Origin of the sequence: Paraburkholderia strydomiana, from assembly GCF_031456815.1 — a bacterium.
GTDB lineage: Bacteria > Pseudomonadota > Gammaproteobacteria > Burkholderiales > Burkholderiaceae > Paraburkholderia > Paraburkholderia caledonica.
The window spans coordinates 67,374-93,717 of record NZ_JAVDVL010000015.1; the positions used below are offsets into that span (position 1 = coordinate 67,374).

Below are 26,344 nucleotides of genomic sequence, written 5' to 3' on the forward strand. Positions count from 1 at the left end.
AATAATGCAGACCTCACACGCTGGGAGCGCTGGCGCCTTCCGGGTGGCCAAACTGGCCGTCGCCGCCGCGCTGCTCGCCGGCTGTACCACGGTGCAGACGCCCACCAAGGGCGATCCGCTCGAAGGCTTGAACCGCACCATCTTCACGGTCAACGACAAGCTGGACCAGTACGCGCTGAAGCCGGTCGCCAAGGGTTACGTATTCATCACGCCGCAGCCGATTCGCGACAGCGTGACCAACTTCTTCTCGAACATCGGCGACGTCTACATCGCGGCGAACAACCTGCTGCAGCTGAAGATCACCGACGGCGTGCAGGACATCATGCGGATCGTGATCAACACGATCTTCGGTGTCGGCGGTCTGTTCGACGTAGCGACGCTTGCCAAGCTGCCGAAGCACGACAACGACCTCGGCCTGACGCTCGGCCACTATGGCGTGCCGGCAGGTCCGTACCTGGTGCTGCCGCTGTTCGGGCCGAGCACGGTGCGTGACGCGGTGGGTTCCATCGGCAACTACTATGTGAACCCGCTTAGCTATGTGGATCCGGCGGGTTTGAGCTGGGCGCTGTACGGCCTCAACATTGTCAATACGCGCGCGAATCTGCTTAACGCGAGCGATGTGCTGGAAGGCGCCGCACTCGACAAGTATTCGTTCGTGCGTAACGCGTATTTGCAGCGTCGTCAGTATCTGTTGTCGGACGGCAAGCAGTCGCAGGCGTTGCCGAACTATGGCGACGAAGCTCCGCTGCCGAAATACGAAGACGTCGACGGCACGGCCGCCGGTGCGCCGGCAGGCGCGGTGACGGGAACGGCGGGCGCGGCTGGAACGAACAGTGCTGCCGCAAAGGCGTCGGCCGCGTCGGGTGCGAGCGCCGCGACGCCGCCTCAAGCCGCTTCGGGAACCGGAACGGCTAACAACGCCGCGGCGCCCGAGTCCGCTTCGGGCAGCTCGGAAACGCCGCCGCTCGATTTGAACGGCGGCCCGGAAACCACGCAGATCCCGGCGGGACAGCTTGTGCCGCCCACACGGTTCAACATCCCCTCATTCAAATTGCGCTGACCGCGTGGCCGTAACAGATCGATACGACTCTCGCAGTTTGCGCATGGATTGCCGCTGAACTCGCGTGTTAATGTCGGTTCAAACGGTTGCACTATTTTTTACGCAAGGCTCGATATGAAAAAATTTTTCCTGATTCCGTTGTTCGCTGCGCTGTTCTCGTTCGCGAGTTTGGGTGCATCTGCGCAGACCGTCGACAGTAGCGCGCCGGACGTTCTGGTCAAGACAGTCACGCAACAGGTGATCGACGCCGTGCGCGCCGACAAGTCGATCCAGCAGGGCGACATCTCGCACATCACGCAGCTCGTCAACCAGAAGATCCTGCCGTACACGGATTTCCGTCGCACCACGCAGTTGGCAATGGGCCGCAACTGGCGCACGGCGACGCCTGAGCAGCAGAACCAGGTCGTCGAGCAGTTCAAGATGCTGCTGATTCGCACGTATTCGGGCGCGCTTGCTCAGGTGCGCGACCAGCAGATCCAGTACAAGCCGTTCCGCATGAATCCTGACGACACCGATACGGTGGTTCGCTCCGTCGTGATGAACAACGGCTCGCCGATCCAGCTCGACTATCGTCTTTACAAGACGCCGCAAGGCTGGCGTGTCTATGACATCAACGTGCTCGGCGCGTGGCTGATCCAGGCGTATCAGCAGCAGTTCAACGAGCAGATCCAGCAGAAGGGCGTGGACGGGCTGATCCAGTTCCTCACGCAGCGCAACCAGCAACTCGCCGCGGGCAAGCAGTCGTGAGCGAAGTGCTGAGCCCCGTCGTCAATCGCTTTGCGAGCGGCACGACGCTGACCCACGCGAGCGCGAATGCCGCGCTTGCGGCGGGTCTCGAGCGGATTGCCGCGGGCGCGGGCGCTGTCGATTGCGCGCCGCTTACGCAGTTCGATTCGTCGGCGCTCGCCGTGCTCCTCGCATGGCAGCGAGCCGCTCAGGCTCGCGGCGCCGCCTTCCAGATCCTCAATTTGCCGGCTGGCCTTGCCAGTCTTGCGCAAGCCTACGGCGTCGATACGCTGCTGTCGGCGCGACATTGACGCTCTCCTGAAGCGTTCATCGCGCCGCTCCGCACTCCCCGCTACTGAGATAGGGCCTTTGCGTTTTGCCCTATAATCAAGCGTTTTTTGGGGCGCGGTTCGGACCGCCTAACCGGCCCCAATTCCGATTCTTTCCCGCATTTGTGCGCCCGCCCAGGGCTCCTTTAAGCGCCGCGTCGCACGTGGCGCACTGTCATGTCAGCCATAGAAATTCGTAACGTCAAAAAGCGCTACAAGGACTTGCAGGCGCTCAAGGGCGTCAGCCTCTCGGTGGAAGAAGGCGAGTTCTTCGGGCTCCTCGGTCCGAACGGCGCGGGCAAGACAACGCTCATCAGCATTCTCGCTGGCCTCGCGCGCGCAGACGAAGGCAACATAGCCGTGCGCGGCCATGACGTGGTCGGCGACTTTCGCGCAGCTCGCCGCGCGCTCGGCGTGGTGCCGCAGGAACTGGTGTTCGATCCGTTCTTCACCGTGCGCGAAACGTTGCGTATCCAGTCCGGCTATTACGGGCTGCGCAACAACGACGCGTGGATCGACGAAATCATGGCCAATCTCGATCTCACCGACAAAGCCGACGCCAACATGCGCGCACTGTCGGGCGGCATGAAGCGCCGCGTGCTGGTCGCGCAGGCGCTGGTGCACCGCCCGCCGGTAATCGTGCTCGACGAACCGACCGCCGGCGTCGACGTCGAGTTGCGCCAGACGCTGTGGAAATTCATCTCGCGCCTGAATCGCGAAGGCCACACCATCGTGCTGACCACGCACTATCTGGAAGAGGCGGAGTCGCTGTGCGACCGCATCGCGATGCTGCGTCGCGGCGAAGTGGTAGCGCTCGATCGCACGAGCACCTTGCTGCAACGCTTCGCCGGCATGCAGTTGTTCGTGCGCTTCGCGCAAGGCGTGTTGCCGGCCGAACTGCGGCCGCTCGAAGCCGAGGGCGGCGCGGGCAACGGCAACGGCCGTCAGCACCTGCTGCGTCTCACGAGCTATGACGAGGTCGAGAAAATCCTCGCGCAATGCCGTGCGGCGGGTTGCACATTCGAAGAAATCGAGGTCCGCAAAGCCGACCTCGAAGACGTTTTCGTTCAGGTAATGAACGGTCCGGAAGTGATCGAGGGGCTCGCATGAGCGGCTATAGCGGTTTCGGCACGCTGTTCTACAAGGAAATTCTGCGCTTCTGGAAGGTGTCGTTCCAGACGGTATTGGCGCCCATCATCACCGCGCTGCTCTATCTGACCATTTTCGGCCACGCATTGCGCGACCATGTGCAGGTCTATCCGGGCGTCGAATACACGAGCTTCCTGATTCCAGGCCTCGTGATGATGAGCGTGCTGCAAAACGCGTTTGCGAATAGCTCGTCGTCGCTGATCCAGTCGAAAATCACCGGTAATCTGGTGTTCGTGCTATTGCCGCCGTTGTCGCATTACGAGGTGTTCGGTGCCTACGTCCTCGCGGCGGTCGCGCGTGGGCTTGCGGTCGGCTTCGGCGTGTTCATCGTGACGATCTGGTTCGTGCCGATCAGTTTCGTCGCGCCGCTCTATATCATTCTGTTTGCCATTTGCGGCGCTGCGATTCTCGGCACGCTCGGTCTGATCGCCGGTATCTGGGCCGAAAAGTTCGACCAGCTCGCCGCGTTCCAGAACTTTCTGATCATGCCGCTCACGTTTCTCTCGGGCGTGTTCTACTCCACACATACGCTGCCGCCGGTATGGCGCGAGGTGTCGCGGCTCAATCCTTTTTTCTACATGATCGACGGCTTTCGCTACGGTTTCTTCGGGATGTCGGATATCAATCCGCTCGCGAGCCTCGCGATTGTCGCCGGTTTCTTCGTGGTGCTGGCCGTGGTGGCGATGCGCATGCTCGCGTCCGGCTACAAGCTGCGCCACTGACAGGAGCTTTTCTCATGTTGCCGACTCCCGAACAGGTCAAGCAATACATCGCCGCTGGGCTCGCCTGCCAGCATCTCGAAGTCGAAGGCGACGGTCAGCATTTCTTTGCGACCATCGTTTCCCCGAGCTTCGAGGGCAAGCGGCTGATCCAGCGTCATCAACTCGTGTATGCGGCACTCGGTGACCGCATGCGCGAAGAAATCCACGCGCTCAGCATGAAAACGCTGACGCCCGCCGAATGGCAGAACGCGTAATCTGGAAATTTAGTGCGAATTACTCAGGAAGGGCGCGACGCCGGCAGCGGCGCGTCGAACACATTCAAAGCAGTCCCGGCTGAAGTCCGGGTCGATCAGGAACAGACAGGCATGGACAAACTCGTCATTGAAGGTGGCTACCCGCTGTCGGGTGAGGTCGTTGTCTCGGGCGCGAAGAACGCGGCGTTGCCGATCCTGTGCGCCAGTCTGCTAAGCGCGGAGCCGGTCGAACTGGATAACGTGCCGGATTTGCAGGACGTGCGCACGATGCTCAAGCTGCTCGGCCAGATGGGCGTGCGCATTGAGAGCGGCAACGGGCGCGTGTCGCTCGACGCATCGAAGGTGGATAACCTCGTCGCGCCGTATGAAATGGTGAAGACCATGCGCGCGTCGATCCTGGTGCTGGGCCCGCTGGTCGCGCGTTTTGGCCACGCGCGCGTGTCGCTGCCCGGCGGTTGCGCGATCGGCGCGCGCCCGGTGGATCAGCACATCAAGGGCCTGCAAGCCATGGGCGCCGAGATCACCATCGAGCACGGCTTTATCGAAGCGCGCGCGGAGCGCCTGAAGGGCGCGCGCATCATCACCGACATGATCACGGTGACCGGAACCGAAAACCTGCTGATGGCAGCGGTGCTTGCGGAAGGCGAGACGATCATCGAAAACGCGGCGCGCGAACCCGAAGTCGGCGACCTTGCGCATCTGCTCGTGCAGATGGGCGCGAAGATCGAGGGCATCGGCACTGACCGCCTCGTCATTCAGGGCGTGGACAAGCTGCACGGCGCAAAGCACACCGTTATTCCGGACCGGATCGAAGCCGGCACGTTTCTGTGCGCGGTGGCCGCGGCGGGCGGCGACGTCACGTTGCGTCATGTGCGTCCGCAGATTCTGGAAGCGGTGACCGACAAATTGCGCGAAGCCGGCGTGACAATCGAGGAAGGCGACGACTGGATGCGCGTGCGCATGGACAAGCGACCGAATGCCGTGTCGTTCCGCACGTCCGAGTACCCGGCGTTTCCGACCGACATGCAGGCGCAGTTCATGGCGCTGAATACGGTGGCGGACGGCAAGGCACAGGTTGTCGAAACGATCTTCGAAAATCGCTTCATGCACGTGCAGGAGTTGAACCGCCTCGGCGCCAACATCACAACGGACGGCAAGACCGCGCTCGTGACCGGCGTCGACAAGCTCTCCGGCGCCAAGGTGATGGCAACGGACCTGCGCGCGTCGGCCAGTCTCGTAATCGCTGCTTTGCGTGCGGAAGGCGAGACGCTGATCGACCGCATTTATCACCTCGACCGCGGCTACGACCGCATGGAAACCAAGCTCAACGCGATTGGCGCGAAGGTCCGCCGCATCGCCGGGAGCCAGGCATGAGTTCGATGCCGCAAACGTCGAGCTCGCCGGCGGTCAGCGCGCCGCTTACGCTTGCTTTGTCGAAGGGGCGTATCTTTGAGGAAACGCTGCCGTTACTGGCTGCAGCCGGCATCGAAGTAGCCGAAGATCCGGAGACCTCGCGCAAGCTGATTTTGCCGACTACCGACGCTAATCTGCGCGTGATCATCGTGCGCGCGACCGATGTGCCGACCTACGTGGAATACGGCGCGGCCGATTTCGGCGTGGCCGGCAAAGACGTATTGCTCGAACACGGCGGCAGCGGGCTGTATCAGCCGGTGGATCTGGACATCGCGCGCTGCCGTATGTCGGTCGCGGTCGCGGCGGGTTTCGATTACGCGAACGCGGTGCGCCAGGGCGCCCGCTTGCGCGTGGCGACCAAGTACGTCGAAACCGCACGTGAGCATTTTGCCGCCAAGGGTGTTCACGTCGACCTGATCAAGTTGTACGGTTCCATGGAACTGGCGCCGCTCGTCGGACTCGCGGACGCCATCGTCGATCTGGTCAGTTCGGGCAACACGTTGCGCGCCAACAATCTCGTGGAGGTCGAGGAGATCATGCAGATTTCGTCGCGCCTCGTTGTGAACCAGGCGGCGCTGAAGCTCAAGCGCGCCGCATTGCGGCCGATTCTCGACGCGTTCGAACGCGCGACGAAAGCCGGTCTTGCCGCGGCCTGACAGGCGGATCGAGCCAGTTTGACTTTGCTCTAAAGCGCGCCTTACCGAAACGGATACCCGTATGTCTATCAAGATTCGCAAACTCGATTCCACTGCTCGCGACTTCCAGAAGTCACTGCATGCGGTGCTCGCGTTCGAGGCGAGCGAAGACGAAGCAATCGAGCGCTCGGTCGCGCAGATTCTCAGCGACGTCAAGGCGCGCGGCGACGCGGCGGTGCTCGAATACACGAACCGCTTCGACCGCCTGAGCGCGAACAGCGTTGCCGCGTTAGAGCTGCCGATGTCGGAACTCGAAGCGGCGCTCGAAGGTCTCGAGCCGAAGCGGCGCGCGGCGCTCGAAGCGGCGGCGGCGCGCGTGCGCGGCTATCACGAGAAGCAGAAAATCGAGTGCGGCAGCCATAGCTGGCAATACACGGAAGCCGACGGCACTGTGCTCGGCCAGAAGGTCACGCCGCTCGATCGCGCGGGTATCTACGTGCCGGGCGGCAAGGCAGCGTATCCGTCGTCGGTGCTGATGAATGCGATTCCGGCGCGCGTGGCCGGCGTGCGCGAAATCGTCATGGTGGTGCCCACGCCGGACGGCGTGAAGAACCCGCTGGTGCTGGCGGCGGCCCTGCTCGGCGGCGTGGATCGAGTATTCACGATTGGCGGCGCGCAGGCCGTCGGCGCGCTCGCGTACGGCACGCAAACCGTGCCGGCTGTCGACAAGATTTGCGGTCCCGGCAATGCGTATGTGGCGTCGGCGAAGCGGCGCGTGTTCGGCACAGTCGGCATCGACATGATTGCGGGGCCGTCGGAAATCCTCGTGCTGTGCGACGGTACGACCGATCCGCGTTGGGTCGCAATGGACCTGTTCTCGCAAGCCGAGCACGACGAGCTCGCGCAGTCCATTCTGCTGTGCCCGGACGACGCGTTCATCGGCCGCGTGAACGATGCGATCAACGAACTCTTGCCCACCATGCCGCGCCGGGACGTTATTCAGGCGTCGCTGGAAGGGCGTGGCGCGCTCATCAAGGTGCGCGATATGGCGGAGGCCTGCGCGATCGCCAACGACATCGCGCCGGAACACCTCGAAATTTCGGCGCTGGAGCCGCATCAGTGGGGGCAGTTGATCCGCCACGCGGGCGCAATTTTCCTCGGCCGCTATACGAGCGAGAGTCTCGGCGACTACTGCGCGGGGCCGAACCACGTTTTGCCGACGTCTCGCACCGCACGGTTCTCGTCGCCGTTGGGCGTCTACGATTTCTTCAAGCGCTCGAGCGTGATCGAAGTGAGCGCGGAAGGCGCGCAGACGCTTGGCGAAATTGCCGCCGAGCTGGCCTACGGCGAAGGCTTGCAGGCACACGCGCGCAGCGCCGAGTACCGGATGCGGCATAGCGGCTGAGCGCGGCTGGAGCGGCAAGGCGGCTACGCGAATGTGTTGACCGGCTGATCACAGCGAAGGCGAGCGGAGCGGCCCATGCAGCTCAAGCGCAAGGTGCCCCGAATCGCGAACAAGGCGGGAACGTTACGCAGCCAATGCATCGATGCCGCACGGTTCGCCGCTCCCCGAGCAACTCCCGCGCAACTCCCGTTGACGAACTCGTATCCAATAACGACAACGCAGACCAACCCGACGCGGCAAGCCGCTGCGAAACAAGGCGCGTCCGACGCGTTTCATGCGCCAGACGCGTGCGACACGCGCGGCCAGCCAACTGACCTATGACGACACCTCAAGACATCATCCGACGCGACGTGCTCGCGATGACGAGCTATCCCGTTGCAGACGCGACCGGCTACATCAAGCTCGACGCAATGGAAAACCCGTTTCCGCTGCCGCCGGTGCTCGCCGCGCATCTTGGCGAGCATCTGGCGGGCGTCGCGCTCAACCGTTATCCGGCGCCGCGCCCCGAAGCGCTGATAGAGAAAATCAAGCGCGTAATGGGCGTGCCGGCCGGCTGCGAGGTGCTGCTCGGCAATGGCTCCGACGAGATCATCAGTATGGTGTCGATCGCGTGCGCGAAGCCGGGCGCGAAGGTGCTGGCACCGGTGCCGGGCTTCGTCATGTATCAGATGTCGGCTAAGCTCGCGAATCTGGAGTTCATCGGTGTGCCGCTGAACGCCGACTTCACGCTCGACACGGAAGCCATGCTCGCGGCAATCGCCGAACACGAGCCGGCGGTCGTCTATCTCGCCTACCCGAACAACCCCACGGGCACGTTATTCGACGATGCCGACATGGAGCGCATCATCGCCGCAGCGACGAAAAGTCTCGTGGTGATCGACGAAGCGTACCAGCCGTTCGCGCAGCGAAGCTGGCTGCCGCGCGCTGACGCGTTCGACAACGTCGTCGTGATGCGCACGGTGTCGAAGCTGGGCCTCGCCGGCATCCGTCTCGGTTATCTGGTCGGCAAGCCCGCCTGGCTGACCGAACTGGACAAGGTGCGCCCGCCCTACAACACCAACGTGTTGACCCAGGCGGCGGCGGACTTCCTGCTGGATCACGTCGACGTGCTCGACTCGCAAGCCGCGCAATTGCGCGACGAGCGCACGAAACTCGCTCAGGCCGTAGCCGAATTGCCGGGCGCCGAAGTGTTCCCGAGCGCCGGCAACTTCCTGTTGGTGCGCGTGCCCGATGCCTCGGTTCTGTTCGAAACCCTGCTCGCCGCACGGGTTTTGATCAAAAACGTGAGTAAAATGCATGCACTGCTCGCTAATTGTGTGCGTTTGACCGTCGGTTCTCCCGAAGAAAACGCCCAATTGATCGCCGCGCTGAAACTCGTGCTGCACTGAGCGAGCGGCGACAAGCAGCCGCTCCCACCCCACACTACTATCGCTTCACAGCTAGATTCGAGGAATTACCATGCGCCTTGCGGAAGTCGTTCGCAATACCAGCGAAACGCAGATCCGTGTCAAGATCAATCTGGACGGCACCGGTCAGCAAAAGCTGGCCACCGGCGTGCCGTTTCTGGACCACATGCTCGACCAGATCGCGCGGCATGGCCTGTTCGATCTCGACATCGAAGCGCATGGCGACCTGCATATCGACGACCACCATACTGTCGAAGACACCGGCATCACGCTCGGCCAGGCCGTGGCAAAAGCAATCGGCGACCGCAAGGGCATTCGCCGCTATGGCCACTCGTATGTGCCGCTCGACGAAGCGCTTTCGCGTGTCGTAATCGACTTCTCCGGCCGTCCGGGACTCGAATTTCATGTGCCGTTCACGCGCGCGCGCATCGGCACGTTCGACGTCGATCTGTCGATCGAATTTTTCCGCGGCTTCGTGAACCACGCGGGCGTCACGCTGCATATCGACAACCTGCGCGGCCTGAACGCTCACCATCAACTGGAAACGGTGTTCAAGGCTTTCGGTCGTGCGCTGCGCATGGCTGTCGAGCTGGACGAACGCGCGGCGGGACAGATTCCGTCGACCAAGGGCAGCCTTTAAGCGACGCATTTACCAGGACCGGGGTCGCGCAATGCGCGCGCCCGGTGTTCAATGGATATTCTGAAGTCGTTTATCTCGCTGCTCGCGCTGATCAATCCGATCGGCGCCATTCCGTTTTTCATGAGCCTGACGGCGAATCAGAGCGACGTCGAGCGGCGCAGAACCATTCGGATCGCGGCGATCTCGGTGTTCTGCGTGATTGCGATAACCACGATGCTTGGGCAGCAGATCATCAGCTTCTTCGGCATTTCGGTCGGTTCGCTCGAGGTCGGCGGCGGGATCATCATGCTGCTGATGGCGATCAACATGCTGAACGCGCAGATCGGCAATAGCCGTTCGACGCCCGAAGAACGCCACGAGGCAGAGCAGAAGGACAACATCGCGGTCGTGCCGCTGGCGATTCCGCTGTTGACCGGCCCGGGCGCGATCAGCACCACGATCATTTATGCAGCCGGCTCGCCGCACTGGTACGACCGGATCAGCCTGATCGTGATCGGCGCGGTTCTGGCGGCGATCTGCTTTTTTTCGTTGCGTCTTGCCGAACCGATTGCCCGCTGGGTTGGTCGCACGGGTATCAACATCGGCACGCGGCTCATGGGTTTGATGTTATCGGCGCTGGCGGTGGAATTCATCGTCGATGGATTGAAGGCTTTGCTGCCTAACTTGAAATGAAAACTTCGATAGCGATTGTGGATTACGGAATGGGCAACTTGCGCTCGGTGGCGCAGGCCTTGCGCAAAGCCGCGCCGGAAGCGGACGTGGCGATCGTCGACAAGCCCGAAGCGATTCGCGCGGCCGACCGCGTGGTGTTGCCGGGCCAGGGCGCAATGCCCGATTGCATGCGCAGTCTCGCGGAGTCCGGCTTGCAGGAAGCAGTCGTGGAAGCGTCGCGCGTGAAGCCGCTGATGGGCGTCTGCGTCGGCGAACAGATGCTGTTCGACTGGAGTGCGGAGGGCGATACGCCAGGCCTCGGACTGTTGCCGGGCAAGGTGCTGCGTTTCGATCTGGAAGGCCAGGTGCAGGACGACGGCTCGCGCTTCAAGGTGCCGCAAATGGGCTGGAACCGCGTGCGTCAGGCGCTGCCGCATCCGCTATGGGACGGCGTGGCGGACAACGCGTTCTTTTACTTCGTGCACAGCTACTACGTGGTGCCGGAAAATGCCGCGCATACGTCCGGCGAAACCGTGTACGGTGTGCCCTTTACCTCGGCGGTGGCGCGGGATAACATCTTCGCGACCCAATTTCACCCGGAAAAGAGCGCCGACGCGGGACTGCGCGTGTATCGCAACTTCGTGCACTGGAACCCGTGAGCGCCTTTGTCTGTTCCGTTGCCGTGCACCGTTCCGCCACGAGCGGGACTGCTGCCGCGCGCCACAGCTTTTGCACCGTGATTTCGCGCGGCCCTGCCGGTACGCAAGGCCGCCGAAAGAGTTGTACTAAACTAGCGAGACGGCGTTCTGGCGAGCTGACCTACCAGCCGCTGCCGCCGACCTTCAACCCCTTCCCACACAACACCCGATTGCTATGCTGCTGATCCCCGCCATCGACCTGAAAGACGGTCAGTGTGTACGCCTCAAACAGGGCGATATGGACCAGGCGACGATATTCTCCGAGGAACCGGCGGCTATGGCCCGACATTGGGTCGAGCGCGGCGCGCGCCGTCTGCACCTCGTCGACCTGAATGGCGCGTTCGCCGGCAAGCCGAGGAACGAAGAAGCGATTCGCGCGATCATCGAGGAAGTGGGCGGCGAGATTCCCGTGCAGCTCGGCGGCGGCATCCGCGACCTGAATACGATTGAGCGCTATCTCGACGACGGTCTGGAGTACGTGATCATCGGCACCGCGGCGGTGAAGAATCCGGGCTTCTTGCAGGACGCGTGCACGGCGTTCGGCGGCCATATCATCGTCGGTCTGGACGCGAAAGACGGCAAGGTCGCGACCGACGGCTGGAGCAAGCTGACGGGCCACGAAGTCGCGGATCTCGCGCGCAAGTTCGAGGATTACGGCTGCGAGTCGATCATTTACACGGACATCGGCCGCGACGGGATGCTGCAAGGCATCAACATCGAAGCGACCGTGCGTCTTGCTCGCGCGGTGAAGATTCCGGTGATCGCGAGCGGCGGGCTGTCGAACCTGACCGACATTGAATCGCTGTGCGAAGTCGAAGACGAAGGCATTGAAGGCGTGATCTGCGGCCGGGCAATCTACTCGGGCGACCTCGACTTTGCGGCTGCACAAACGCTCGCGGACCGGCTGCGCGAATCAGACGACGCCTGAATCGTGGCGTCGGTATCGTCGCGACGCGACGGGCAGGTTTGACGCGTTCGCGCCCGGATTCCTTTCCGGCACCCGAGCGCACGTGGCGGCGTGTTCCTGCGGCGCGCTCCCGTAGCGGTTCGAGGCTCGGTTGCGCGAAACACATCCGGCGTGGCGCGGCCTTCCGCGCCGGGCCATGCCGCTCGCTTCAGTCCGAAATGAGCGGCCTCATCAGCGGTATTGGCAGAATTGCAAGATCATGGCTCTAGCTAAACGCATCATTCCCTGTCTCGACGTCACCGCTGGCCGCGTGGTCAAGGGCGTCAACTTCGTCGAATTGCGCGACGCGGGCGACCCGGTCGAAATCGCGCGGCGTTACGACGATCAGGGCGCGGACGAACTCACTTTCCTCGATATCACCGCTACCTCGGATCAGCGCGACCTGATCCTGCCGATCATCGAAGCGGTCGCCTCGCAGGTCTTTATTCCGCTGACGGTCGGCGGCGGCGTGCGCGCCGTCGAAGACGTGCGGCGTCTGCTGAACGCGGGCGCGGACAAGATCAGCATGAACTCGTCGGCGGTCGCGAATCCGCAGCTCGTGAAAGACGCCACCGACAAATACGGCTCGCAATGCATCGTCGTCGCGATTGACGCCAAGCGCGTTTCCGCGGACGGCGAGACGCCGCGCTGGGAGGTCTTCACGCACGGCGGACGCAAGGCCACCGGCCTCGAAGCGGTCGAATGGGCGCGCAAGATGGCCGAACTCGGCGCGGGCGAAATCCTGCTGACCAGCATGGACCGCGACGGCACGAAGAGCGGCTTCGACCTCGCGCTCACGCGCGCGGTGTCCGACGCGGTGCCGGTTCCGGTGATCGCATCGGGCGGCGTCGGCAATCTGCAGCATCTCGCCGACGGCATCACGAGCGGCCACGCGGACGCCGTGCTTGCCGCGAGCATCTTCCACTATGGCGAGCACACGGTGGGCGAGGCCAAGCGCTTCATGGCCGAGCAAGGCATTTCGGTGAGGTTGTGACGTGGTGAATCCAACGGCAGTCAACTGGCTCGACAAGGTCAAATGGGACGCGAACGGCCTCGTGCCGGTCATCGCGCAAGAAGCGTCGACAAACGACGTGCTCATGTTCGCGTGGATGAACCGCGAGGCGTTGGCGAAGACCATCGAACTGGGCCGCGCGGTGTACTTCTCGCGCTCGCGCCAGCGCTTGTGGTTCAAAGGCGAAGAGTCCGGCCACGTGCAGCATGTGCATGAAGTGCGGCTCGATTGCGACGAAGACGTCGTGCTGCTGAAAGTGGAGCAGGTGTCCGGCATTGCGTGCCACACCGGCCGTCACTCGTGCTTTTTCCAGAAATTCGAAGGCACGGCCGAGGATGGCGACTGGATCGCCGTCGATCCCGTGCTGAAAGACCCCGAACACATCTACAAATGACGCAGACCACGCAAGCTACACCGTCCACGCCGTCCACGCCGTCCACGCCGTCCACGCCGTCCACGCCGTCCACGACCGACACGCTGATGCGCCTGGCGGCGATCATCGACAGCCGCAAGGGCGGCGATCCCGACGTGTCGTACGTCTCGCGCCTGTTCCACAAAGGCGACGACGCGGTGCTCAAGAAGATCGGCGAAGAGGCCACCGAAGTCGTACTGGCAGCCAAGGACACGCGCCACGGCGGCGCGACGAAGGCGCTTGTCGGCGAGGTCGCAGACTTGTGGTTTCACTGCCTCGTGATGCTTTCGCACTACGATCTGAGCCCGGCCGACGTGCTCGCCGAACTCGAGCGTCGCGAAGGCATGTCCGGCATCGAAGAAAAGGCGCTGCGCAAGAGCCGCGAGCGCGAACAGAACGGGGACTGAGCGGCGTTCTTCGCCGATGTTTTCCCGTACTGTCTTGAAGTGGCGCGCGCCGGAGCCCACATTGCACTGAACGCATCGCAAACGCATCCTCGGGAGGACGCAAGCATGGAACAGTCGCATGAGAGTTATCCGCGGCCGGCGTATCGCCACGCGATCGAGCCGGAGCGGGAACGCAGCCTGCGCACGCTAACGCATGTGCTGTACGCGCTGTATGCGGTGCATTGGCTGACGGGCGGGCTGACCATCCTCGTCGCGATCATCATCAACTATGTGAAGCGGAGCGACGCCGCGGGCACGCCGTATGAAGCGCACTTCGAGTGGCAAATCCGCACGTTCTGGATCGGCCTGCTGGGCTATGCGATAGGCGGGCTGCTGCTGTTCGTGGTGATCGGTGTTGCGGTGCTGTGGGCGGTGAGCATCTGGATGTTGTACCGTATTATCAAAGGGTGGCTGTATCTGTACGATAACAAGCCACTCGCGAATCCGCGTTCGTGGTTCTGAATTCGTCCGACGTTAAGGGCGATCGCGGAGCCGCGAAGGACCGCGTCCAGTCATGCTTGGCATTGCCGCGTTAGGAATACGATGAGCCACGACCCGAACTGTCTCTTTTGCAAGATCGCCGCCGGCGAGATTCCGTCGACCAAAGTCCACGAAGACGACGATTTCGTCGCCTTCCGCGACATCCGTCCGGCGGCCGAGACCCATGTGCTGGTGATCCCGCGCAAGCACATTGCCACCCTCAGTGACTGCACCGAGAGCGATGCGCCGCTGCTTGGTAGAATGCTTGTTTTGACGGCGCGTCTTGCCGATCAGTTGGGCGTGGCATACACAGGTGGTGAAACGGGCTTCCGCACGGTCATCAACACGGGGCCGGGCGGTGGGCAAGAGGTTTATCACCTGCATGCGCACATCCTGGCGGGGCCGCGTCCGTGGCAGCGCATGGGCTGATCGCGAAGATCGGGCGAGCGGCCCGTCGGGGTCGGCGTTGTTTTTGCTGCGTTGTAATTTCGGCGACGCGATCGCATGGCCACAATGTGCACTGTGCCGCTGTAACGTAGAAGAAGCGCATCTGCTTCGATTCACGCCGCAAGGCAGACGATTTTTGCCGCATCACGTGCGGCGTCGGGGTTAAGGAGAGTAGTCATGGGTTCGTTGAGTATTTGGCATTGGTTGATCGTGTTGCTGATCGTGGCACTCGTGTTCGGCACGAAGAAGTTGCGCAATATCGGCGGCGACCTCGGTGGCGCTGTAAAAGGCTTCAAGGAAGGCATGAAGGAAGGCGAAACGCCGGCTGAGACGCAACAGCGTGAACTGCCGCGCAACGGCGCCGTCGATGTGGAAGCAAAGGAAAAGGCCCCGCGTTCGGGCGATTACCGCTAAGCCGCGGGCCAACCGCGTTACTGACGGACATTTCCCTCCATGCTGGACCTCGGTCTAACCAAGATGGCGCTGATTGGCGTCGTCGCGCTAGTCGTGCTCGGCCCTGAGCGCTTGCCGCGCGTCGCCCGCACGGCCGGCGCGCTGTTCGGTCGCGCTCAGCGGTATATCAACGACGTCAAGTCGGAAGTCACGCGGGAAATCGAACTCGACGAATTGCGTCGCATGAAAACCGAGTTCGAGACGGCGGCGAGCAATGTCCAGACCTCCGTGCAGGAGAACCTGCGCAAGCACGAGACGGAACTGAACGACGCGTGGAACAGCGGCACGTCGGTGTCGCCGAGCATTGCCGGCGGTGCGGTCGAAGACGCCGGCAATACTCCGTGGCAAGGCAGCGCGCCAGCCGGGGCAGCCAAGCGCAAGAACTGGCGCGTCAAGCAAACCGCAATGCCAACCTGGTACAAGCGCGCAACCACGCGCCGCACGCGCGTGCAGTCGGGCGCGGCGCGCGTCGCGCGGCACAAGCCTGCCAGCATGCGTCGTCCGACGCGGTTTTTCTGATGACCAGAACGACAATCTCTAACAGAGGGCCGGTGTGAGCGACCCCCAGAAAAGTCAGGACGAAGGCGCTGAAGAGACCTTCATTTCTCACCTCGTTGAATTGCGCGACCGCATTATCCGCGCGGGCCTTGCCGTCATCGTGGTGTTTGTCGGCCTGGTGTACTGGGCGCCGGATATCTTCCGGCTGCTGGCGCGCCCGCTGATGCAGAACCTGCCCAAAGACGGCAAGATGATTGTCACCGACGTCACCGGCTCCTTCTTCGTGCCGATGAAAGTGACCATGCTGGTGGCTTTCGTGATCGCGCTGCCCATCGTGCTTTATCAGATCTGGGCGTTTGTCGCGCCGGGTCTTTATCAGCATGAAAAGAAGCTGGTTGGGCCGCTGGTCGGCAGCAGCTATACGCTCTTTCTGTGCGGCATGGCGTTCGCGTACTTCGTGGTCTTCCCGACCATCTTTCGCGTAATGGCCCATTACAACGCGCCATTGGGCGCGGAGATGACGACCGATATCGACAATTACCTGAGCTTCGTGCTCACCATGTTCATCGCGTTTGGCGTGACGTTCGAAGTACCGATCGTCGTCGTGCTGCTGGTGCGCATGAACGTAGTGACGCTGAAGAAGCTCAAGGAGATCCGGCCGTACGTGATCGTCGGCGCGTTCGTGATTTCGGCGGTGGTCACGCCGCCAGACGTGTTCTCCCAGCTTATTCTCGCCATTCCGCTGATCGTGCTGTATGAGGCGGGGATCATCGCCGCGCGGTTGATCGTCGGCAAGCAACCCTCAGTTGTCGAAGACGCGACGCCGCCGGCTTGAAGTGAGCCCGCTACGGTGTTGCCGTGGCTCTGCCGATCGGTGACAGGCTTGGGGTGACTCCGTGTCGATCTTGCGGTAAGACCGCGGCAGCAATTACGCAGCGCGGCTAAAACAAAAGGGCAGTCCGTCATGGGCTGCCCTTTTTTGTGTTCCGCGTTCTGCCTCAAGCCCGAATGGACTTTGGCACCGGCAGACTCAACCGCCGTCGTCGTCCTGCTGATCGCTGTCTTCGACGGGTTGTTTCGGCGGCGGCGGGCGCTTGCCGATGGTCACGTCCAGATCCAGCTCGCGGTTCTTGCGCACCAGGTGCACCTTCGCGGCCGTGCCCGGCTTGATCTGCGCGATCACATTCAGCAAGCGGGTCGTGTCGGTGATTTCCTGACCGTTCACGCTCATCAGAATGTCGCCTGGCTTGATACCGGCGCGGTCGGCCGGACCGTTCTTCAACACGCCTGCGACGATCGCGCCCGACTTCTGCTCAAGCCCGAACGACTCGGCAATCTCCGGTGTGACATCTTGCGGTTCGACGCCGATCCAGCCGCGCGTAACCGAACCCGTGGTAATGATGCTCTCCAGCACGCTGCGGGCCGTAGACACCGGAATCGCGAAGCCAATGCCGAGCGAACCGCCGGAGCGCGAATAGATCGCGGTGTTGATGCCGAGCAGATTGCCGTTCACGTCGACCAGTGCGCCGCCCGAGTTGCCGGGATTGATCGCCGCGTCGGTCTGAATGAAGTTTTCGAACGTATTGATGCCGAGATGGTTGCGACCGAGCGCGCTGACAATGCCCATGGTGACCGTCTGCCCGACGCCAAACGGATTACCGATCGCGAGCACGACGTCGCCGACACGGGTCTGTTCCATGCGACCCAAGGTGATGGTGGGCAGGTTGGTCATGTTGACCTTCAGCACGGCCAGATCCGTTTCAGGATCGATGCCGATTACCTTGGCATTCGTGGTGCGGCCGTCGGCCAACGCGATTTCGATCTGATCGGCGCCGTCGACCACGTGCTGGTTCGTTAGAATGTAACCTTCCGAACTCACTATCACGCCGGAGCCGAGGTTCGCGGCCGGTTGCTCGCGCTGCTTGCGATTGTTCTTGTCGCCGAAGAAGTAGCGGAACAGCGGATCTTTCGCGCGCGGATCCGGCGGCAGCGAGCCATCTTTGCTGGAAAAGACATTCACGACCGCAGGCATGGCCTTTTGAGCGGCGTCTGCATAAGACGTAGTTGCGGGCCCGCTACCCATGCCAGGCGCCACTTCTCGCAAGGCGACGATCGGTTCGGCAAGTTGCTTGCCGAATTGCCCTTGACGCTGGAGCCACTGCGGTTTGAGGGTCGCGATGATGAACATCAGCGCCAACAGCACAGTCACCGCTTGGGCAAAGAACAGCCAAAAGCGTCTAAGCATCTGAAGACTAGAGGTTTATATGGATCGGATCGAACTTGAATTGTACTTGAACAATCTCCTTGAAACCGCGCGCTTCAAGGACTATTGCCCCAATGGCCTGCAAGTCGAAGGGCGTCGCAAGATCAACAAGCTCGCAACGGGCGTGACCGCCTCGGTGGCGTTTCTCGAGGCCGCGCTGGACTGGGGCGCGGACGCCGTGCTCGTCCATCACGGCTATTTCTGGCGCAACGAGGCGCCGCAGATCACCGGCCGCAAATACGCGCGCCTGAAACTGCTGCTCGCGAACGACCTGAACATGTTCGCGTATCACTTGCCGCTCGACGACCATCCCGAACTCGGCAACAACGCGCAGATAGGCGCGAAGATGGGCTGGATCAGCGACGCGCGCTTCGGCGAGAACGACCTCGGCTGGCTCGCCACTTTCGCAATGCCGATCACGCTCGCGCACTTCACTGCCGAGATCGAACAGACGCTTGGCCGCACGCCGCTCGTGTTCGGCGACCCGGATCGCAGTCTGCGCCGCGTCGCGTGGTGCACGGGCGCTGCGCAAGGCATGTTCGACGCGGCGATCAACGCCGGCGCCGACGTTTATCTGACCGGCGAGGTGTCGGAGTCGGTCATGCACACGTCGGCGGAAAGCGGCGTCGCGTTTCTCGCGGCCGGGCATCATGCGACAGAACGCTTCGGGGTGCAGGCGGTGGGCAAGCACTTGTCCGAGCAGTTCGATATCGAACACCTCTTTATCGATATCCCTAATCCGGTTTGATTCGTTTGAATTAGCAAATAGGCATTAGCTAAGCAAAAGGCACGAATAACGGAGGGGACACTTAAAAGGAGGTGCGAAAAAGTTTGCGATCCGTACGGAGAAACCCTTACCTATCAAGGGCTTCGCACGGTTTTTGGCAATCGGCCCTTGTAAATGGCGACTCCATTCGAGCAAACTAGCGGCGGTAGAAGCGACGTGAAGGAAAAATCCAACTCAGAAGTGGGGCGTGTGATGCGAGACAAGGAAGATGAACGCGTCGACGGCAGCCGCCGTACCTGGCTGATAGCGACGACCGTAGCAGGTGGCATAGGAGGCGTTGCCACTGTCGTACCCTTTGTTAGTTCGTTTGCACCATCTGAAAAGGCCAAGGCAGCAGGTGCCCCGGTCGAAGTGGACATCAGCAATCTGAAGCCCGGCGACATGATGACCGTTGCATGGCGCGGCAAGCCGGTGTGGATCATCAACCGCACCGACAAGATGCTTGCCGATGTCCAGAAAGCCGATAACGAAGTAGCCGATCCCCACAGCAAGAATGTCTTTTCGATGCCGTTGCCGGAGTACTGCAACAACGAATTCCGTGCACGCACCGACCGCAAGAACATATTTGTCGCCGTTGCCGTGTGCACCCATCTGGGCTGCACGCCGACGCCGCGCTTCATGGAGGGCGCGCAGCCCAATCTTCCTGACGACTGGCCAGGCGGCTTCCTGTGCCCGTGCCACGGTTCGACCTATGACATGGCCGGCCGCGTCTTCAAGAACAAACCTGCGCCGCAGAACCTCGACATCCCGCCTTACATGTTCACGGGAGCCAACGGGCTCGTGATCGGCAAGGACGAGAAAGGAGAAGCGTAATGGCGATCGAACATGAAGTAGAGAAGACCGGGCTGGTCGGTTGGATCGACCGGCGCTTCCCCCTGACGTCCACCTGGAAAAAGCACGTCTCCGAATACTACGCACCGAAGAATTTCAACTTCTGGTACTTCTTCGGCTCGCTCGCGCTGCTGGTGCTGGTCAATCAGATCGTCACCGGCATTTTCCTCACGATGAACTACAAGCCCGACGCGACGCTCGCGTTCGCGTCGGTCGAGTACATCATGCGCGAAGTGCCGTGGGGCTGGCTGATCCGCTACATGCACTCCACGGGCGCGTCGATGTTCTTCGTCGTCGTGTATCTGCATATGTTCCGCGGCCTCATGTACGGTTCATACCGCAAGCCGCGCGAACTCGTGTGGATTTTCGGCTGCGCGATCTTCCTGTGCCTGATGGCCGAAGCGTTCTTCGGTTACCTGCTCCCGTGGGGCCAGATGTCGTTCTGGGGCGCGCAGGTCATCGTGAACCTGTTCTCGGCGATTCCGTTCATCGGGCCGGACCTGTCGCTGTGGATTCGCGGCGACTACGTGGTGTCGGACGTCACGCTGAACCGCTTTTTCGCGTTCCACGTGATCGCGATCCCGCTGGTGTTGCTTGGGCTCGTCGTCGCGCACCTGGTCGCGCTGCATGAAGTCGGGTCCAACAATCCGGACGGCATCGAGATCAAGGCGAAGAAAGACCCGGACGGCATTCCGCTCGACGGCATCCCTTTCCATCCGTACTACTCGGTGCACGATTTCTTCGGCGTGTCGATCTTCCTGATGATTTTCGCGGCGATTATTTTCTTCGCACCGGAAATGGGCGGGTACTTCCTCGAGGCCAACAACTTCGTCCCGGCGAATCCGCTGCAAACACCTCAGGAAATCGCGCCGGTGTGGTACTTCACGGCCTTTTACGCGATGCTGCGCGCCACGACCGATCCGTTCAAGATCGTGCTGATGGTCGTGATCGCGTTGCTCGGCCTGCTCGCGCTGGTGCGCGCCCGCGGCAAGTGGAAACTGGGTTTGCCGGTGCTCGCGGTACTCGTGATTCTGGCAATGGCCTTCACCGAGTCGAAGTTCTGGGGCGTGGTGGTGATGGGCGGCGCGGTGATTTCGCTCTTTTTCCTGCCGTGGCTGGACCGCTCGCCGGTCAAGTCGATTCGGTACCGGCCGTTCTTCCACAAGGTGTTTTACGGGATCTTCGTGCTCGCTTTCCTGACGTTGGGCTTCCTCGGCACTAAACCGCCGTCGCCGGCCGCCACGTTGATTGCGCAGGTGTGCGCGCTGATCTACTTCGCGTTTTTCCTCGGCATGCCGTTCTGGACGAGGCTTGGCACGTTCAAGCAACCGCCCGAGCGTGTGCGGTTCAAGTCCCACTAATGGCGAGCGAGGAGAACACGAAGATGAAGAAACTGCTTTCGACGTGCGCGCTGATCGGCGCGACACTGCTCGCGGTGCTGAGCGGCTCGGCGTATGCGGACGAGAATGTTCATCTCGACCGCGCGCCGGATAACGCGGACAATTTCGCTTCTTTGCAGCACGGCGCGCAATTGTTTGTAAACTACTGCCTGAATTGCCACAGCGCGAATCTGGTGCGCTATAACCGGCTGACCGATCTTGGCATTGCGCCAGCCGAGATTCAGTCGAACCTGCTGTTCACTACCGACAAGGTCGGCAACACGATGACCGTGGCAATGCGCCCGGACGACGCGAAGGCGTGGTTCGGCGCAAGTCCGCCGGATTTGTCGGTGGAAGCGCGGGCGCGCGGCAAGGACTGGCTCTACACGTATCTGCGCAGCTTTTATCGCGACAATACGCGGCCGACTGGCTGGAATAATCTGGTGTATGAAAACGTGAGCATGCCTCACGTGTTGTGGCAGCTTCAGGGGCAACGTACCGCGAAGTTCGGTGAAGAAGTCGACGAAAAAACGGGCGAAACGGTGCACAAATTTGTGGGCTTCCAGCAGGTCACTCCGGGGACGATGTCGCCGGTAGATTATGATTCTGCTGTGGCCGACCTTGTGTCGTATCTGTCCTGGATGTCCGAGCCGACTCAGAAAACCCGCAAACAGCTTGGCGTGTGGGTGCTGATGTTCCTCGGTATTCTGAGCTTTTTCGCCTGGCGACTGAACGCCGCGTACTGGAAACATATCAAATAATCACGCCGCTACACGGCGTGGGGCCGGCGCCAGGAAAAACCTGTTGAACGGTTTTTCCGCGCGCTGGCCCTTCAGCTTTTTGAGGAAACGTAAATCATGATGGTTCTGTATTCCGGCACAACTTGCCCGTTCTCCCAGCGTTGCCGGCTGGTGTTGTTCGAAAAGGGCATGGACTTCGAGATCCGCGACGTCGACCTGTTTAACAAGCCGGAAGACATCGCCGTGATGAATCCGTATGGTCAGGTGCCTATTCTCGTCGAACGGGACCTGATTCTGTACGAATCGAACATCATCAACGAATACATCGACGAGCGCTTTCCGCATCCGCAACTGATGCCGGCCGACCCGGTTCAACGCGCGCGTGCCCGTCTGTTCCTGCTGAACTTCGAGAAGGAACTGTTCGTCCACGTCGGCACGCTCGAGAACGAAAAGGGCAAGGCCGCGGAGAAGAACCACGAGAAAGCGCGCCTCGCCATCCGCGACCGCCTGACGCAACTCGCGCCGATCTTCCTGAAGAACAAGTACATGCTCGGCGAAGAGTTCTCGATGCTCGACGTCGCGATCGCGCCGCTCCTGTGGCGTCTCGATCACTACGGCATCGAACTGTCGAAGAATGCGGCACCGCTGATGAAGTACGCCGAGCGCATTTTCAGCCGTCCGGCTTATATCGAGGCGCTGACGCCGTCGGAAAAGGTGATGCGTCGTTGAGTTTGGCTTTGGGTTGCGGGCTGCGCGCGGCGTCTCGCGCGCAGCTCCGCGCCCGGTAAGAGGACTGCTGATGCAAGAGATTTCCACCAAGCCGTACCTGCTGCGAGCGCTGTACGAATGGTGCACGGATAACGGCTACACGCCGCATATCGCAGTGCGCGTCGACAATCAGACGCGCGTGCCGCGGCAATTCGTGCGCGACAACGAGATTGTGTTGAACATCAGCTTCGAGGCTACGAGCCAGCTGCAAATGGGCAACGAGTGGGTCGAATTTAGCGCGCGGTTCTCCGGCAAGTCGCACAAGATCGAAGTGCCGGTCGCCAATATCCTCGCGATATACGCGCGCGAAAACGGGCAGGGCATGGCTTTTCCGGTCGAGTCGACCGGAGGCGAAGCGCAGGATTCGGGCGCCGACGCCGAAACAGTCGAGCCGGCCGCCGCGCCGGTTGCGCCCAGTGCGCCTCGTGCGGTCGAAAGTCCGTCCGCAACTGACAGCGCCGCCAAAGCTGATCAGACGCCGGAGGGCGACCAGCCCGACGACGACGGTTCAAAAGGTGGCGGTAGGGCTCGCCTCAAGATCGTAAAATGAAGTAGAATCACGGCCTCATGCCGGCTTAGCTCATCAGGTAGAGCGCTTGACTTGTAATCATGAGGTGGCGGGTTCGAGTCCTGCAGCCGGCACCAGTAGTACGAAACGGGGTTTCTGTTCAGTCAGAAACCCCGTTTTTTATTTGGCGCTCATTGGGCATCTGGTCGGCCGCTAGGAAGGCCCGCACGCGGCCATCGCCGTTTTTCGCCGATCGGTGAGCGTCTTTTGATGCTCAAAATCGCCATATCTCTTTCACCTTGTCGATCGTGGACAAAATCGTCTACATTCGTGGCGAGTAGCGCGATGAATACGATGCCGTGAGGCGAGGCGGCAGGGGTTACTATTCGGGTCGGGCGGGCACTGCTGTTCGCTTCATGCACGCCGCCCGCGCACCCCGGCGCATATCGCGCCGTCCAACCAGGCCACGTCTCACCGCGTCGCTCCCGCAACACGACCCACCTCATCATGACCAGCCCTGCAAGCATCACCTGGCCCGAAGCCGACGGCCCCCGCACCGCGCGTTGGCGCTCCGAAGCGGCGGTGCCTCCGCCCAAACGCGTAATCGTCGCCGACGACCGGACCACCGCCGACTCCGCCTACCGGCTTGCGTGCGAAGGCACGGCGCTTCTGTGGAACGGGGATTTCCAGAACGCGCGGCAACTGTTGCAGGCGGTGACGCGACGTCTGGAACGCAAGCCGCGCAAGCAGGGCGCGACGCCGCTCGAGGCGTTCAACCTGCACCGGCAGACGCAGTCGCAACGTGCGCGCACGCTCGGCATGATCCTGATACCGCTTGACGCGTCATATGGGATTCCGCTGCGCCGCGCGCCCGACGTGCAACAGGCGTGCATCGAGACCTATGGACCGCCGACCGATGAGGCGTCAGTCGTGTCGTTGCGCGAACTGCTCGGACTGATCGGCGCGCACGAGTGGCGCAAAAAGGGCGTCGAGATTCCCGCGCTCGGCGATCGCATTCATCCTTATTACGGCGTGTTTTCGCCGGTGCGCGGTGAATACGTCGATCTCGTTGCGCGGACTGCGTTGCCTTCGTTGAACAAGGCGTTCGATATCGGCACCGGCACCGGCGTGCTGTCGGCGTTGCTGGCAAAGCGCGGCGTGAAGAAGATCGTTGCCACCGACCAGGACCCACGCGCGCTTGCCTGCGCGCGGGAGAACATTGCGCGCCTCGGCTACGAACAGCAGGTCGAGGTCATTCAAGCCGACCTGTTCCCTGAAGGACGCGCGCCGCTGGTTGTTTGCAACCCACCGTGGGTGCCGGCGCGGCCCGCATCGCCGATCGAATACGCGGTCTACGATCCGGAAAGCCGAATGCTGCTGGGCTTTCTCAACGGCCTCGCCGAGCATTTGTCGCCGGGCGGCGAAGGCTGGCTCATTTTGTCCGACTTCGCGGAGCATCTGGGTTTGCGCACCCGCGAGTGGTTGCTTGCCGCGATCGACGAGGCCGGCTTAACTGTGATCGGGCGCGAGGATATTCGTCCGAGGCATCCCAAATCCGCCGACGAGACGGACCCGTTGCATGCAGCGCGGGTCGCCGAAGTGACGTCGCTGTGGCGGTTGAAGGCGCGCGCCTGAAGCGAGTTTGGGTTCTGACGCGGCGCCCACTTTACTGCAACGCGCCGCGCGCCCCTACGAACGCCGCGGCACCGCCGCCAGCGACGAGACCGCTCGCAAAGCACGCAGTCAGCAGATAACCGCCTGTCGGCGCTTCCCAATCCAGCATTTCGCCCGCGCAAAAAACACCGGGCAAATGCTGGATCATCAGATGATGGTCCAGTGCTTCGAACGGAATGCCCCCGGCGCTGCTGATCGCTTCTGCGATCGGCCGGGCGCGCAGAAGTTTCACCGGGAGCGCCTTGATAGCGTGCGCGAGACGCGGGGCATCCGCGAACACGTCTTTCGGCAGGATCTCGTGCAGCAATGCCAGTTTGACACCGCTAATCCCAACTCTTCCCTGCAGATGGCTCGATATCGACCGCGAGCCGCGCGGCCTCGTGACTTCTGCTATCACGCGCTCCAAAGGCAAGCCGGGCACCAGATCCAGGGTAATGGTGAACTCGCCGTCAGCACGAATTCGCTCGCGAATCGCGGCGGAGAGCGCATAGATCAGGCTCCCTTCGAGGCCCGTTTCCGTCAAAAGTATTTCACCTTGTCGATTGTGGACTTTTCCGTCTACATCGGTGAGTGAAATGGCGATGGACTTCACCGGCTGACCGGCGAAACGCTCGCGCAGGTAAGGGCTCCAGTCCGCGTCGAAGCCGCAGTTCGCGGGTTGCAGTGGACGTACGGGCACGTCGCGGGAGGTGAGCAACGGAACCCAGGCGGCATCCGATCCGAGGCGAGGCCAACTTGCGCCACCGAGTGCCAATACGACGGCGTCGTAGGTCACGGGCTGCTCTCCGTCGGGCGTGGCGAATACAAGGGTATGCGCGGAGTGCGCCGTCGCGGACGCGTCGGCGGTGGTCTCGTCCCCGATCTGCCAGCCGATCCATTTTTGCCGCATGTGGAAGCGCACGCCCGCATCCCTCAATCGATGCAGCCAGGCGCGCAGCATGGGCGCCGCTTTCATGTCGGTGGGAAAAACCCGTCCTGAACTGCCGACGAACGTCTCGACCCCAAGCTCTCGCAGCCAGGCGCGCAACGCGTCGGGTCCGAACGTCTGCAGCAGCGGCGCAATCCATTCGCGACGCGTGCCGTAGCGATCGAGAAACGGCTCGAGCGGCTCCGAATGCGTGATGTTCATGCCGCCTTTGCCGGCCATCAGGAATTTGCGGCCCACCGAGGGCATCGCGTCATAGACGTCGACCTGTACGCCTTGCAGGGAAAGCGCCTCGGCGGCCATCAGGCCAGCGGGTCCGCCGCCGATGACGGCGACCCGGGCGGAATCGAACGAAGATGACATGCGGGCCTGCAGATGAGCAAAAGAGGCGGCGCGCCGGCAGCACTAATGCGTGGACGGCGCGAAGGGTGTGAAAAACGGCTACCGCGGCAGTGTGAGGCGCTGGAACGCTGGCGATCGCGGACGCTCAGCGGAGCGTCGAGCATGATGAAGGCGCGAGAGCGCGGAGGATGCGCCAGATGCGCCCTCCGCGTCCAAGCGTCCAAAGGCCAGCAGCCCGAAAAAAGCGCTCAACCCCCAACACCCCACAAGGCCCGCTATTTTCACACCGCATCCAGCGCGGAGCAAACGCACCTGTCGCCAACCGGGCGTCAGAACGCTACATTC

At 62.1% G+C, this 26,344-nt stretch carries 31 protein-coding genes and 1 tRNA gene; 30 read left to right on the forward strand and 2 right to left on the reverse strand.

Annotation, left to right across the window (positions count from 1 at the left end; genetic code table 11):
* The first annotated feature begins 4 nt into the window (after positions 1-4).
* From J2W46_RS29300 to tatC, 22 genes are all read left to right on the forward strand, one after another.
* Entirely contained in the window at positions 5-1,060 is a 1,056-nt protein-coding gene (locus J2W46_RS29300) for an MlaA family lipoprotein (RefSeq protein WP_131318484.1), read from the forward strand.
* Positions 1,061-1,174: 114 nt separating this feature from the next.
* Positions 1,175-1,807, forward strand: a complete 633-nt coding sequence (locus tag J2W46_RS29305) for an MlaC/ttg2D family ABC transporter substrate-binding protein (RefSeq protein ID WP_020070637.1) — start codon at positions 1,175-1,177, stop codon at positions 1,805-1,807.
* A complete protein-coding gene (locus J2W46_RS29310; protein WP_020070638.1) occupies positions 1,804-2,097 on the forward strand; it encodes an STAS domain-containing protein in 294 nt (97 codons plus the stop codon). Before J2W46_RS29305 ends, J2W46_RS29310 begins: the two co-directional genes overlap by 4 nt.
* 195 nt (positions 2,098-2,292) lie before the next feature.
* Positions 2,293-3,225 carry an ABC transporter ATP-binding protein gene (locus J2W46_RS29315; protein ID WP_020070639.1) on the forward strand — a complete coding sequence of 311 codons (933 nt, stop codon included), beginning with the start codon at positions 2,293-2,295 and terminating at the stop codon, positions 3,223-3,225.
* Positions 3,222-3,986 (forward strand): ABC transporter permease, encoded by a 765-nt coding sequence (locus J2W46_RS29320; protein ID WP_310358586.1) that lies wholly within the window; start codon positions 3,222-3,224, stop codon positions 3,984-3,986. Before J2W46_RS29315 ends, J2W46_RS29320 begins: the two co-directional genes overlap by 4 nt.
* 14 nt (positions 3,987-4,000) lie before the next feature.
* The gene (locus tag J2W46_RS29325) at positions 4,001-4,240 is read left to right on the forward strand and encodes a BolA family protein (RefSeq protein WP_006052280.1); all 240 of its coding nucleotides are present in this window, start codon (positions 4,001-4,003) and stop codon (positions 4,238-4,240) included.
* Between the two features lie 111 nt (positions 4,241-4,351).
* Complete coding sequence (gene murA, locus J2W46_RS29330; RefSeq protein ID WP_204523740.1) at positions 4,352-5,614, forward strand: UDP-N-acetylglucosamine 1-carboxyvinyltransferase; 1,263 nt, start codon at positions 4,352-4,354, stop codon at positions 5,612-5,614.
* Positions 5,611-6,309, forward strand: a complete 699-nt coding sequence (gene hisG, locus J2W46_RS29335) for an ATP phosphoribosyltransferase (protein WP_020070642.1) — start codon at positions 5,611-5,613, stop codon at positions 6,307-6,309. The genes murA and hisG overlap by 4 nt, the downstream gene beginning before the upstream one ends.
* A gap of 61 nt (positions 6,310-6,370) precedes the next feature.
* Positions 6,371-7,693, forward strand: coding sequence for a histidinol dehydrogenase (hisD, locus tag J2W46_RS29340; RefSeq protein WP_020070643.1), 1,323 nt, complete (start codon positions 6,371-6,373; stop codon positions 7,691-7,693).
* 317 nt (positions 7,694-8,010) lie between these two features.
* A complete protein-coding gene (hisC, locus tag J2W46_RS29345) occupies positions 8,011-9,081 on the forward strand; it encodes a histidinol-phosphate transaminase (protein WP_310358592.1) in 1,071 nt (356 codons plus the stop codon).
* A 70-nt stretch (positions 9,082-9,151) separates the two neighbouring features.
* Positions 9,152-9,739, forward strand: a complete 588-nt coding sequence (gene hisB, locus J2W46_RS29350) for an imidazoleglycerol-phosphate dehydratase HisB (protein ID WP_015003873.1) — start codon at positions 9,152-9,154, stop codon at positions 9,737-9,739.
* Between the two features lie 51 nt (positions 9,740-9,790).
* Entirely contained in the window at positions 9,791-10,411 is a 621-nt protein-coding gene (locus J2W46_RS29355) for a MarC family protein (RefSeq protein WP_020070646.1), read from the forward strand.
* The gene (hisH, locus tag J2W46_RS29360) at positions 10,408-11,049 is read left to right on the forward strand and encodes an imidazole glycerol phosphate synthase subunit HisH (protein WP_027805048.1); all 642 of its coding nucleotides are present in this window, start codon (positions 10,408-10,410) and stop codon (positions 11,047-11,049) included. The genes J2W46_RS29355 and hisH overlap by 4 nt, the downstream gene beginning before the upstream one ends.
* A gap of 214 nt (positions 11,050-11,263) precedes the next feature.
* Positions 11,264-12,016 carry a 1-(5-phosphoribosyl)-5-[(5-phosphoribosylamino)methylideneamino]imidazole-4-carboxamide isomerase gene (gene hisA / locus J2W46_RS29365; protein ID WP_020070648.1) on the forward strand — a complete coding sequence of 251 codons (753 nt, stop codon included), beginning with the start codon at positions 11,264-11,266 and terminating at the stop codon, positions 12,014-12,016.
* Between the two features lie 238 nt (positions 12,017-12,254).
* Positions 12,255-13,028 (forward strand): imidazole glycerol phosphate synthase subunit HisF, encoded by a 774-nt coding sequence (gene hisF / locus J2W46_RS29370; protein WP_020070649.1) that lies wholly within the window; start codon positions 12,255-12,257, stop codon positions 13,026-13,028.
* Between the two features lies 1 nt (position 13,029).
* A complete protein-coding gene (hisI, locus tag J2W46_RS29375) occupies positions 13,030-13,440 on the forward strand; it encodes a phosphoribosyl-AMP cyclohydrolase (protein WP_020070650.1) in 411 nt (136 codons plus the stop codon).
* Positions 13,437-13,865, forward strand: a complete 429-nt coding sequence (locus J2W46_RS29380; RefSeq protein WP_310358598.1) for a phosphoribosyl-ATP diphosphatase — start codon at positions 13,437-13,439, stop codon at positions 13,863-13,865. The genes hisI and J2W46_RS29380 overlap by 4 nt, the downstream gene beginning before the upstream one ends.
* A gap of 105 nt (positions 13,866-13,970) precedes the next feature.
* On the forward strand, positions 13,971-14,366 hold the full coding sequence (locus tag J2W46_RS29385; protein WP_020070652.1) for a DUF4870 family protein: 396 nt from the start codon (positions 13,971-13,973) through the stop codon (positions 14,364-14,366).
* 81 nt (positions 14,367-14,447) lie between these two features.
* Entirely contained in the window at positions 14,448-14,813 is a 366-nt protein-coding gene (locus tag J2W46_RS29390) for a histidine triad nucleotide-binding protein (protein WP_310358601.1), read from the forward strand.
* A gap of 195 nt (positions 14,814-15,008) precedes the next feature.
* Positions 15,009-15,245: a Sec-independent protein translocase subunit TatA gene (gene tatA, locus J2W46_RS29395; RefSeq protein WP_020070654.1), complete on the forward strand. Its 237-nt coding sequence runs from the start codon at positions 15,009-15,011 to the stop codon at positions 15,243-15,245.
* Positions 15,246-15,284: 39 nt separating this feature from the next.
* The gene (gene tatB, locus J2W46_RS29400) at positions 15,285-15,803 is read left to right on the forward strand and encodes a Sec-independent protein translocase protein TatB (RefSeq protein ID WP_310358603.1); all 519 of its coding nucleotides are present in this window, start codon (positions 15,285-15,287) and stop codon (positions 15,801-15,803) included.
* A 34-nt stretch (positions 15,804-15,837) separates the two neighbouring features.
* On the forward strand, positions 15,838-16,617 hold the full coding sequence (gene tatC, locus J2W46_RS29405; RefSeq protein WP_310358607.1) for a twin-arginine translocase subunit TatC: 780 nt from the start codon (positions 15,838-15,840) through the stop codon (positions 16,615-16,617).
* Positions 16,618-16,812: 195 nt separating this feature from the next.
* On the opposite strand, the gene J2W46_RS29410 is transcribed toward tatC, so the two are convergent.
* Positions 16,813-18,027, reverse strand: coding sequence for a Do family serine endopeptidase (locus J2W46_RS29410; protein ID WP_020070657.1), 1,215 nt, complete (start codon positions 18,025-18,027; stop codon positions 16,813-16,815).
* A gap of 19 nt (positions 18,028-18,046) precedes the next feature.
* Here J2W46_RS29410 and J2W46_RS29415 point away from each other — a divergent pair, with 19 nt between their 5' ends.
* The 8 genes from J2W46_RS29415 to J2W46_RS29450 all read left to right on the forward strand — a co-directional run bounded on the left by J2W46_RS29415 (position 18,047) and on the right by J2W46_RS29450 (position 24,693).
* Positions 18,047-18,793 carry a Nif3-like dinuclear metal center hexameric protein gene (locus J2W46_RS29415; RefSeq protein WP_020070658.1) on the forward strand — a complete coding sequence of 249 codons (747 nt, stop codon included), beginning with the start codon at positions 18,047-18,049 and terminating at the stop codon, positions 18,791-18,793.
* Positions 18,794-19,024: 231 nt separating this feature from the next.
* A complete protein-coding gene (gene petA / locus J2W46_RS29420; protein WP_020070659.1) occupies positions 19,025-19,645 on the forward strand; it encodes a ubiquinol-cytochrome c reductase iron-sulfur subunit in 621 nt (206 codons plus the stop codon).
* Positions 19,645-21,024 carry a cytochrome b gene (locus tag J2W46_RS29425; RefSeq protein WP_310358611.1) on the forward strand — a complete coding sequence of 460 codons (1,380 nt, stop codon included), beginning with the start codon at positions 19,645-19,647 and terminating at the stop codon, positions 21,022-21,024. The genes petA and J2W46_RS29425 overlap by 1 nt, the downstream gene beginning before the upstream one ends.
* Before the next feature lie 23 nt (positions 21,025-21,047).
* Positions 21,048-21,803: a cytochrome c1 gene (locus J2W46_RS29430; RefSeq protein ID WP_310358614.1), complete on the forward strand. Its 756-nt coding sequence runs from the start codon at positions 21,048-21,050 to the stop codon at positions 21,801-21,803.
* A 96-nt stretch (positions 21,804-21,899) separates the two neighbouring features.
* Complete coding sequence (locus J2W46_RS29435) at positions 21,900-22,511, forward strand: glutathione S-transferase N-terminal domain-containing protein (RefSeq protein WP_006052302.1); 612 nt, start codon at positions 21,900-21,902, stop codon at positions 22,509-22,511.
* Positions 22,512-22,581: 70 nt separating this feature from the next.
* Positions 22,582-23,100: a ClpXP protease specificity-enhancing factor gene (locus J2W46_RS29440; protein WP_087751736.1), complete on the forward strand. Its 519-nt coding sequence runs from the start codon at positions 22,582-22,584 to the stop codon at positions 23,098-23,100.
* 19 nt (positions 23,101-23,119) lie between these two features.
* Positions 23,120-23,195: transfer RNA gene (locus J2W46_RS29445), tRNA-Thr, on the forward strand.
* Between the two features lie 370 nt (positions 23,196-23,565).
* The gene (locus J2W46_RS29450) at positions 23,566-24,693 is read left to right on the forward strand and encodes a class I SAM-dependent methyltransferase (RefSeq protein WP_310358617.1); all 1,128 of its coding nucleotides are present in this window, start codon (positions 23,566-23,568) and stop codon (positions 24,691-24,693) included.
* Positions 24,694-24,724: 31 nt separating this feature from the next.
* Here the strand turns inward: J2W46_RS29450 and J2W46_RS29455 are convergent, their stop codons facing one another.
* Positions 24,725-26,020, reverse strand: coding sequence for a TIGR03862 family flavoprotein (locus J2W46_RS29455; RefSeq protein ID WP_310358620.1), 1,296 nt, complete (start codon positions 26,018-26,020; stop codon positions 24,725-24,727).
* Between the last annotated feature and the right edge of the window lie 324 nt (positions 26,021-26,344).

What these genes read in the sequence shown, in the direction of transcription:
- J2W46_RS29300 (WP_131318484.1), top strand. Translation starts at nt 5, where the DNA reads ATGCAGACCTCACACGCTGGGAGCGCTGGCGCCTTCCGGGTGGCCAAA.
- J2W46_RS29305 (WP_020070637.1), top strand. Translation starts at nt 1,175, where the DNA reads ATGAAAAAATTTTTCCTGATTCCGTTGTTCGCTGCGCTGTTCTCGTTC.
- J2W46_RS29315 (WP_020070639.1), top strand. Translation starts at nt 2,293, where the DNA reads ATGTCAGCCATAGAAATTCGTAACGTCAAAAAGCGCTACAAGGACTTG.
- J2W46_RS29320 (WP_310358586.1), top strand. Translation starts at nt 3,222, where the DNA reads ATGAGCGGCTATAGCGGTTTCGGCACGCTGTTCTACAAGGAAATTCTG.
- J2W46_RS29325 (WP_006052280.1), top strand. Translation starts at nt 4,001, where the DNA reads ATGTTGCCGACTCCCGAACAGGTCAAGCAATACATCGCCGCTGGGCTC.
- murA (WP_204523740.1), top strand. Translation starts at nt 4,352, where the DNA reads ATGGACAAACTCGTCATTGAAGGTGGCTACCCGCTGTCGGGTGAGGTC.
- hisG (WP_020070642.1), top strand. Translation starts at nt 5,611, where the DNA reads ATGAGTTCGATGCCGCAAACGTCGAGCTCGCCGGCGGTCAGCGCGCCG.
- hisD (WP_020070643.1), top strand. Translation starts at nt 6,371, where the DNA reads ATGTCTATCAAGATTCGCAAACTCGATTCCACTGCTCGCGACTTCCAG.
- hisC (WP_310358592.1), top strand. Translation starts at nt 8,011, where the DNA reads ATGACGACACCTCAAGACATCATCCGACGCGACGTGCTCGCGATGACG.
- hisB (WP_015003873.1), top strand. Translation starts at nt 9,152, where the DNA reads ATGCGCCTTGCGGAAGTCGTTCGCAATACCAGCGAAACGCAGATCCGT.
- J2W46_RS29355 (WP_020070646.1), top strand. Translation starts at nt 9,791, where the DNA reads ATGGATATTCTGAAGTCGTTTATCTCGCTGCTCGCGCTGATCAATCCG.
- hisH (WP_027805048.1), top strand. Translation starts at nt 10,408, where the DNA reads ATGAAAACTTCGATAGCGATTGTGGATTACGGAATGGGCAACTTGCGC.
- hisA (WP_020070648.1), top strand. Translation starts at nt 11,264, where the DNA reads ATGCTGCTGATCCCCGCCATCGACCTGAAAGACGGTCAGTGTGTACGC.
- hisF (WP_020070649.1), top strand. Translation starts at nt 12,255, where the DNA reads ATGGCTCTAGCTAAACGCATCATTCCCTGTCTCGACGTCACCGCTGGC.
- J2W46_RS29380 (WP_310358598.1), top strand. Translation starts at nt 13,437, where the DNA reads ATGACGCAGACCACGCAAGCTACACCGTCCACGCCGTCCACGCCGTCC.
- J2W46_RS29385 (WP_020070652.1), top strand. Translation starts at nt 13,971, where the DNA reads ATGGAACAGTCGCATGAGAGTTATCCGCGGCCGGCGTATCGCCACGCG.
- J2W46_RS29390 (WP_310358601.1), top strand. Translation starts at nt 14,448, where the DNA reads ATGAGCCACGACCCGAACTGTCTCTTTTGCAAGATCGCCGCCGGCGAG.
- tatA (WP_020070654.1), top strand. Translation starts at nt 15,009, where the DNA reads ATGGGTTCGTTGAGTATTTGGCATTGGTTGATCGTGTTGCTGATCGTG.
- tatB (WP_310358603.1), top strand. Translation starts at nt 15,285, where the DNA reads ATGCTGGACCTCGGTCTAACCAAGATGGCGCTGATTGGCGTCGTCGCG.
- J2W46_RS29410 (WP_020070657.1), bottom strand. Translation starts at nt 18,027, where the DNA reads ATGCTTAGACGCTTTTGGCTGTTCTTTGCCCAAGCGGTGACTGTGCTG.
- J2W46_RS29415 (WP_020070658.1), top strand. Translation starts at nt 18,047, where the DNA reads ATGGATCGGATCGAACTTGAATTGTACTTGAACAATCTCCTTGAAACC.
- petA (WP_020070659.1), top strand. Translation starts at nt 19,025, where the DNA reads ATGCGAGACAAGGAAGATGAACGCGTCGACGGCAGCCGCCGTACCTGG.
- J2W46_RS29425 (WP_310358611.1), top strand. Translation starts at nt 19,645, where the DNA reads ATGGCGATCGAACATGAAGTAGAGAAGACCGGGCTGGTCGGTTGGATC.
- J2W46_RS29430 (WP_310358614.1), top strand. Translation starts at nt 21,048, where the DNA reads ATGAAGAAACTGCTTTCGACGTGCGCGCTGATCGGCGCGACACTGCTC.
- J2W46_RS29435 (WP_006052302.1), top strand. Translation starts at nt 21,900, where the DNA reads ATGATGGTTCTGTATTCCGGCACAACTTGCCCGTTCTCCCAGCGTTGC.
- J2W46_RS29440 (WP_087751736.1), top strand. Translation starts at nt 22,582, where the DNA reads ATGCAAGAGATTTCCACCAAGCCGTACCTGCTGCGAGCGCTGTACGAA.
- J2W46_RS29450 (WP_310358617.1), top strand. Translation starts at nt 23,566, where the DNA reads ATGACCAGCCCTGCAAGCATCACCTGGCCCGAAGCCGACGGCCCCCGC.
- J2W46_RS29455 (WP_310358620.1), bottom strand. Translation starts at nt 26,020, where the DNA reads ATGTCATCTTCGTTCGATTCCGCCCGGGTCGCCGTCATCGGCGGCGGA.